Annotated in this window: 9 protein-coding genes and 1 pseudogene; 6 read left to right on the top strand and 4 right to left on the bottom strand. The window is 43.8% G+C overall.

The window, feature by feature from the left end:
- Positions 1-21 precede the first annotated feature (21 nt).
- Positions 22-927: an acylneuraminate cytidylyltransferase family protein gene (locus F6J94_RS09195; RefSeq protein ID WP_293039277.1), complete on the bottom strand. Its 906-nt coding sequence runs from the start codon at positions 925-927 to the stop codon at positions 22-24.
- 57 nt (positions 928-984) lie between these two features.
- On the bottom strand, positions 985-1,140 hold the full coding sequence (locus F6J94_RS09190) for a hypothetical protein (protein WP_293039275.1): 156 nt from the start codon (positions 1,138-1,140) through the stop codon (positions 985-987).
- A 557-nt stretch (positions 1,141-1,697) separates the two neighbouring features.
- Here F6J94_RS09190 and F6J94_RS09185 point away from each other — a divergent pair.
- The 4 genes from F6J94_RS09185 to F6J94_RS09170 all read left to right on the top strand — a co-directional run bounded on the left by F6J94_RS09185 (position 1,698) and on the right by F6J94_RS09170 (position 3,344).
- The gene (locus tag F6J94_RS09185; RefSeq protein WP_293020485.1) at positions 1,698-2,111 is read left to right on the top strand and encodes a hypothetical protein; all 414 of its coding nucleotides are present in this window, start codon (positions 1,698-1,700) and stop codon (positions 2,109-2,111) included.
- Positions 2,112-2,158: 47 nt separating this feature from the next.
- The gene (locus tag F6J94_RS09180; protein WP_293039273.1) at positions 2,159-2,284 is read left to right on the top strand and encodes a hypothetical protein; all 126 of its coding nucleotides are present in this window, start codon (positions 2,159-2,161) and stop codon (positions 2,282-2,284) included.
- A gap of 110 nt (positions 2,285-2,394) precedes the next feature.
- Positions 2,395-2,766, top strand: coding sequence for a hypothetical protein (locus F6J94_RS09175; RefSeq protein ID WP_293039271.1), 372 nt, complete (start codon positions 2,395-2,397; stop codon positions 2,764-2,766).
- A gap of 200 nt (positions 2,767-2,966) precedes the next feature.
- Positions 2,967-3,344: a hypothetical protein gene (locus tag F6J94_RS09170; protein WP_293039269.1), complete on the top strand. Its 378-nt coding sequence runs from the start codon at positions 2,967-2,969 to the stop codon at positions 3,342-3,344.
- A gap of 89 nt (positions 3,345-3,433) precedes the next feature.
- Here the strand turns inward: F6J94_RS09170 and F6J94_RS09165 are convergent, their stop codons facing one another.
- The gene (locus tag F6J94_RS09165; RefSeq protein WP_293020477.1) at positions 3,434-4,006 is read right to left on the bottom strand and encodes a CAP family protein; all 573 of its coding nucleotides are present in this window, start codon (positions 4,004-4,006) and stop codon (positions 3,434-3,436) included.
- Positions 4,007-4,433: 427 nt separating this feature from the next.
- On the bottom strand, positions 4,434-4,865 hold the full coding sequence (locus F6J94_RS09160; RefSeq protein WP_293039267.1) for an alcohol dehydrogenase catalytic domain-containing protein: 432 nt from the start codon (positions 4,863-4,865) through the stop codon (positions 4,434-4,436).
- Positions 4,866-5,417: 552 nt separating this feature from the next.
- Here F6J94_RS09160 and F6J94_RS09155 point away from each other — a divergent pair.
- Positions 5,418-5,801, top strand: a complete 384-nt coding sequence (locus F6J94_RS09155; protein ID WP_293039265.1) for a hypothetical protein — start codon at positions 5,418-5,420, stop codon at positions 5,799-5,801.
- Between the two features lie 22 nt (positions 5,802-5,823).
- Positions 5,824-6,498 (top strand): annotated as a pseudogene (locus tag F6J94_RS34210) (NACHT domain-containing protein); the annotation flags it as partial.
- Positions 6,499-6,556 lie beyond the last annotated feature (58 nt).

The raw sequence follows: 6,556 nt of genomic DNA, 5'->3' as shown, positions 1-6,556 counted from the left end.
TTCCCTACCAAATTGAAAAAACTAAATTGGTTTCTGGGAGACGAGAGGTAAGTGAGCGTCTCCCTGTTCTATTAAATATTCCAGATACCACCAATCTTTCAAGTCATTAATATCCAATCCCTCATGATCATGGGTAATAAATGGCATAATCACCTTTCCAGCAATTGTATACTCTTCCAGCACTACTCTTGACCAAGCAATTTCCAAGCTAGCATTTTGCACATAGACCTCTGGCAACGCCTGATAGGGAGTACTATGCCAGGGGGTATGGGGGGTTGAAGGTTCAAGGTTGAAGGTTGAAGGTTGGGGGGTTGTTCGCGTAGTGTGGCCTTTTGGCCAAGGTTGGAGGTTGGGGGGTTGGGGGGTTGGGGGGTTGGGGGGTTGGAGGTTATGGTTAACCTGAGAATTGCCTAATTTAAGGGTGTTCTGCTCAAGCAACGGTTTCATCAGGTTGCCTTTGAGTACCCACATTTTTCCAGGATGCTGTTGGCATTTCTCTACTGCCCGTAAGGAGTCTACTTGATCAGCTTGAGCCAAAAACGCCTGCCAAGCTCGTTGAATGGTCTGTGGTTGGCGACAAGGACTGGTTGGTCGCAGGATGCTGAAGCAATCAAATTCTCGCCCAAGATCACTCAAATGCCTCAGGGTGTAATCAATCCACTCAATATCTGGTGACTTGTCGGTAGCATACTCTGGCGATCGCAAAAATGGTACCTCAGCGCTATAGTAACGAGCAATTTCCGCCACCTCTTCTGAGTCAGTGGAAACAATCACTGCTGAAAACACTTGGCTTTGGGTTGCAGCAGCAATAGTATAAGCAATTAACGGATGCCCTTTTAAACGACGAATATTTTTACCAGGTACTCGTTTGGAACCAGCTCGGGCTGGAATCAGGGCAACTACTGTCGGAGTTTTAGAATCTACCAATTTTCCTGATCTTAGACAATAATCTTGCTGGCAAATTTTTGATCACCACTTTATAGTTTACAGAAATAGGGAATAGGGAGTCGGGAGTCGGGAGTCGGGAGTCGGGAGTCGGGAGTCGGGAGTCGGGAGTCGGGAGTCGGGAGTCGGGAGTCGGGAATCGGGAGTAGTAGGAAAGAAATAGGAGTAATTTTTGGTTTTATAATAAATCACCATTGCAGTTAATTAGCTATTAGTAAATAATATATTTAATTCTTGTCAATATTGATATTATTATTGTATAATTATTGTAGCAGTAATCAAATATTTTAGGTACAATTTACTAGGGTTTATGGAGTAGTAATTAGGGCATAATAATTGCCCCTGACTACCGTGAAGTAAATCCCACATGACTTCCTTAATAAGGGAAGAAACTTGTTCGCGTAGCGTGGCCTTTTGGCCAAGGTAAATCATCTGGTAAATCATAAGTAGTAAAAAAACGTTCTAATAGAGCAATGGTAAAAATTAACAGTCATAGCTTGTAATCGCAAATCACACCATAAAAATCACACAATAAACAGAATCTGCACTAGCTACCTGTAGGGTGGGCAAAACCTTGCCCACCCTACAAATGGAGTCTGTGCGTAAGTCCTGAATCAGAAGGATAGCGGTGATACTACTTATGATTTACACAGAATTTTGACCCTATTCCCTGTTCCCTATTACCTAAAATCCAAAACGTACTTCAAGCAATTGATAACTGCAATCGTAAACATTATCTTGCAGCAAAGCAAATGACAAACTCAGACCAGTTTGATACCCGTTTCAACCTTTTACTAACTGCCTTCGAGCGCACCAACCAACAGATTGAACAGCTTGGTCACAGGATTGATGCTGTCACCCAACAGATTGAACAGCTTGGTCACAGAACTGATTCCAATGCTCGTGCTATCGAGCAGACCAACCAAAAGATTGAACAACTTGGTCACAGGATCGATTCTAATGCTCGTGCCATTGAAGCTCTAACCAATACTGTCCATGAGTTCAAACGAGATCGCGCTCAAGCATACTCTTTGATGGCAGATTTAGCTCAAAATCAATCCCGAATGTATGGCATGATGGCCAACTTAGATGAGCGACAGGAACAACTGTCTAACCGACAGGGTGAGATTGTGGAAATTCTGAAGTTATTGACTAAATCTAATTAGGATGCGCGAACCACTAGCGTAAGCATTTAGCTATCAGCTAAAGGCCTTTGGCCACGCTACGCGAACAGCTATCAGCTAAAGGCCTTTGGCCACGCTACGCGAACAGCTATCAGCTATCAGCTATCAGCCTATGGGCTACAGATGGTGCTACTATTCGCGCAGCATGCCCGTAGCGCAATTGGTGCTTTTGAAGAAAATAAGCTGACCGCTGACCGCTGACCGCTGACTGCTGACCGCTGACTGCTGATAGCTGTTGAGAAAACACTAAAAACTATTGCAGCAAATGACAAACTCAGACCAGTTTGATACCCGTTTCAACCTTTTACTCACTGCGATCGAGCAGATCAGCCAAGAGATTGAACAGCTTCGTCAAAGAACGGATTCTAATGCTCGTGCTATTGAAGCCCTAACCGATACTGTTCATCAGTTCAAACGGGATCGCTCTCAACTGTATTCTGTGATGGCTAATTTAGCACAATCTCAGTCTAATTTATTTCAATCTCAGGCTAATTTAGCGGACAGTCAATCCCGAATGTATGGCGTGATGGAAAATTTAGATGAGCGACAGGAACAACTTTCTCAGGGACAGGAGCAACTGTCTAACCGACAGGGTGAGATTGTAGAAATTCTGAAGTTATTGACTAAATCTAATTAAGATGCGCGAACCACTAGCCTAAGCATTTAGCTATCAGTAATCAGCTATCAGCTATCAGCCTATGGCCTACAGATGGTGCTACTGTTCGCGCAGCATGCCCGTAGCGCAATTGGTGCTTTTGAAGAAAATAAGCTGACCGCTGACCGCTGACCGCTGACTGCTGATAGCTCTTGAGAAAACACTAAAAACTATTGCAGTAAATGACAAATTCAGACCAGTTTGATACCCGTTTTAACCGTTTACTAACTGCCATTGAGCGCATCGACCAACAGATTGAACGGATCAGCCAACAGCTCGAAGAGCTTCGTCAAAGAACCGATTCTAATGCTCGTGCTATCGAAGCCTTAACCGATACTGTCAATGAGTTCAAACGCGATCGCTCTCGACTGTATTCTGTGATGGCCGATTTAGCAAACTCTCAGTCTAATTTAGCTCAAAGTCAATCCCGAATGTATGGCCTAATGGAGAACTTAGATGAGCGACAAGAACAACTCTCTCAGCGACAGGAACAACTGTCTAACCGACAGGGGGAGATTGTAGAAATTCTGAAATTATTGACTAAATCTCAAGCAGGGTAAATCTAAGCTATCAGCCGTCAGGATTCAGCGGTCAGCTGACCGCTGATAGCTGATAGCTTAAGCAAAAATAGTGGGACGGTCACCGTAAGCTAAGGTGCCATAACGTTATTAGGAAACTGCCCAAGCACATTACCCGCAGGCCCATATTGGCAGACGACATAGAAGGCGTTATATTGTCTACCTTGAATAGTTTTGACGCCCTGGGCTGCACCACACCCTAATTGGGTACTATTCTTCCATACCACCTGAGTAAAATGCCCGGTCTTTCCAGAAAACCCTGGATTGGCATAGTCATAGTCAGAAACCTCTTGGTACCAATTAGTCACTGCTTGGTCCCCGAGGGTAGCTGTGTCTACAGACGATGCTGTGGTATAGGAGACAAAGAGATTTTCTCCCACATTGGTTTTACTGTGTTGGAAAATGCCATTGCTTGCCAGATGATTCGCCCAGCTTTGAGCACTGTTGTTGAGAGAACTACTCAGGGTCATATTAGGACTATGATGGGTGCTCCGATAGGTATTGTGCTTAGACAAACTTGTGCTGCGCAATGTACTTAAGTTTATTCCTCTTTGCCCCATAACTGAGTTACTATTGATTATCCCCAAAAGAATTATCGTTGCCAAGCCGACATAAACAACCCTCAAGAATTGCTTCCGATTCATGGACTTACTCCTGACTAGGTAGGGAAAAAATTTTTATGTCTCATGTCACAAACCAATAGACCTCTGTGCAGCAAATAAAGTTCCACATTGTCGGATGTTTCTGGGGAAATATAAGTTAACATCCAAAACACTGATTCTGCCGTTGATTACGTTACAAAACTATAAAAATTTTTTCGACTATTACAGGGAATATCAAGGCTTTCAGCGTGTTAAGAAATGTTTGGCCAGCAGTATCAATTTTGGCGTTGCTGAATTAAGGAATGAATCCGCGATCATCTGGTTTTATTAAAGCCCCCTAAATCCCCCGAGCGAGGGATTGCTCGCTGGGGGGCTAGGGGGGCGAAACCATACCCAGAATCAGCAACGCCATTCATTTTGCCTGTTCGGGGATCTTTTGGTGCGGGCATCCTGCCCACTCTACGAATATTCATTCAAAGACCCCGAGGCAGTCGAACAGGATTTCCCAAGCAGTAATGGAGGTCAGTGGAAAACCCGCTGCTTCCGCAAAGCCAAGAGATTTGGGCTTTTTCCCGACAATCCGCTCATCAACGGCATGGAGCTCGGAGTTGGTGCCCGGTCGAGTGATATCACCGGCATAATAGACTTCATCACCAACTTTAAATTTACTGACATCGCTGCCAACTTCTCGAACAACACCTGCCGCATCATAGCCAATGATCTTGGTGCCCTTTTCCGGTGCCATCTTGGCGCGCACTTTCACGTCCACAGGATTGACCGAAATTCCCCTAACCTCCACCAACAGGTCCTGTGACCCTAATTCCGGTGTTTCGGTTTCAAATTCGATCAGCGCGTCTGGTGCAGTGATTGGTCCAGCCTGATTATAGCCTATGGCTTTCATATCTTGGTTTTCCTTTTATGATCAATGCCGCCGATTCGATTGTATTGCAGTTTTTAGTGTAATACTGCTGCACTGACCACCCTAAATCAACTTATGGGGAAAACCATGATATAGCAGAAGTCAGAAGTCAGAAGTCAGAAGTCAGAAGTTAAACTATTGCGCTTACTTAGGTTTGAGACTTTTGTCATGTCCGCGCCTGCCCTGGCGACTGCTATATGTACATTTTTGTTAGGTGATCTCGATTCGCTGCTCTAGCACCTGAAGTGACGAAGGGATTACAGTTGCTGGAGTTATGGGATTGGCCTTTGGGCCACGCTACGCGAACGCATCCTCCTTCTCTACTAGATGTTGATCATGGGAGGTGCTATAACAGCTGGAACTATCAACAATACTGGTACGTCCAGTAAGTAATATAAAAAGGTAGTAAAGTACATCCTTTCACGACGTAAATTTTCCCAGTAATTTGCCTATTAATTTTATTTAATCACAACAATATAGTCATTAAAGCCTCCTAGATTTTATACTAAAAGCATTCATAATCTAGGAGATATCATGTCACAAAAATATAATAAATATGACCTTAGCAAAGCCCAATTTGCTGGTGGATTCATAGATGCTGATAAGGTTGAGGCACATCGGATAGGTGGCGATATCTATAATTATGCTCCAGAGCAAAAACAAAACCTAGCAGATGCAGCAGCAGAAATTCAGGCGCTTTTGCAGCAACTAGAGCAAAGTTATCCCACAAGTACCACTCTGGAGAAACAGGTTGTGGTAACGGAAGCCCTTAAGTGCATTGAGAATAATCCAAGCTTGAAAGCACGGGTAATAGGAGCGTTGAAGGTTGGTGGTATTGAAGCGATAAAAGAGTTAGTGGATAACCCGCTCATTAACATCTTCTTGGCTGCTGTGGATGGTTGGCAGGAAGCCGAGTAACGAGCAGTATCAGTAGATAACCATGTCTGAAGACCCAAAAAAAGTCTCTAACAATGACCTAAAGAAATCTCAGTTTGCGGGTGGGTTTGTTGATGCTGATACAGTCAATGCTCATCAAATTGGCGGTGACATATATAATAATAATATTGTTGTCAATCCCCCAGCAACCCTAACTCCCCAAGAACAGCGCAACTGTCAGGCAATACTCGCTAAAGTCAAAAACTATTGGATTAAAGGCGTTCTGGAAAAATCCCTCTATCACGAGGTAATCATTGAATTGGGATTAAAGGATAGACCTGATGTTATTATTCCTAATCCTTTGAGCGAATTTAGCGAATTTAGCGAAATCGGTGACGACTCACCTAAACCCCTCCCTGAAGGGACTAAAGTAATTGATATTTTTGACAAAATTGGGGTAGGAAGAACTCTACTAATTTTAGGGGAGCCAGGGTCAGGGAAAACCACAACCTTACTGGCACTCGCCCGGGATTTAATTGCTCGTGCTGAACAAGGCACTAATCAGCTCATTCCTGTAGTCTTTAACCTCTCCTCTTGGGCAGAAAAGCGGCAGACGATAGCAGATTGGTTAGTAGATGAACTCAATAGTAAGTATGATGTTCCCAATAAAATTGGACAAGCTTTAGTAACGCAACAGCAACTACTACTATTACTTGATGGTTTGGATGAAGTAAAGGCAGACTATCGAGACGACTGTATCCTAGCGTTGAACCAATTCAAGAAAGATTATGGTGCCG

It is taken from the genome of Moorena sp. SIO1F2 (genome assembly GCF_010672755.1).
In the GTDB taxonomy this organism is placed as follows: Bacteria; Cyanobacteriota; Cyanobacteriia; order Cyanobacteriales; family Coleofasciculaceae; genus Moorena.
Note: the sequence above shows the minus strand (reverse complement) of the source record. Positions and strands in the feature narration are given on the sequence as shown.

Coding starts and splice junctions, on each gene's coding strand:
- F6J94_RS09190 (WP_293039275.1), bottom strand. CDS start 1,140: ATGGTGATTTATTATAAAACCAAAAATTACTCCTATTTCTTTCCTACT.
- F6J94_RS09185 (WP_293020485.1), top strand. CDS start 1,698: ATGACAAACTCAGACCAGTTTGATACCCGTTTCAACCTTTTACTAACT.
- F6J94_RS09175 (WP_293039271.1), top strand. CDS start 2,395: ATGACAAACTCAGACCAGTTTGATACCCGTTTCAACCTTTTACTCACT.
- F6J94_RS09170 (WP_293039269.1), top strand. CDS start 2,967: ATGACAAATTCAGACCAGTTTGATACCCGTTTTAACCGTTTACTAACT.
- F6J94_RS09165 (WP_293020477.1), bottom strand. CDS start 4,006: ATGAATCGGAAGCAATTCTTGAGGGTTGTTTATGTCGGCTTGGCAACG.
- F6J94_RS09160 (WP_293039267.1), bottom strand. CDS start 4,865: ATGAAAGCCATAGGCTATAATCAGGCTGGACCAATCACTGCACCAGAC.
- F6J94_RS09155 (WP_293039265.1), top strand. CDS start 5,418: ATGTCACAAAAATATAATAAATATGACCTTAGCAAAGCCCAATTTGCT.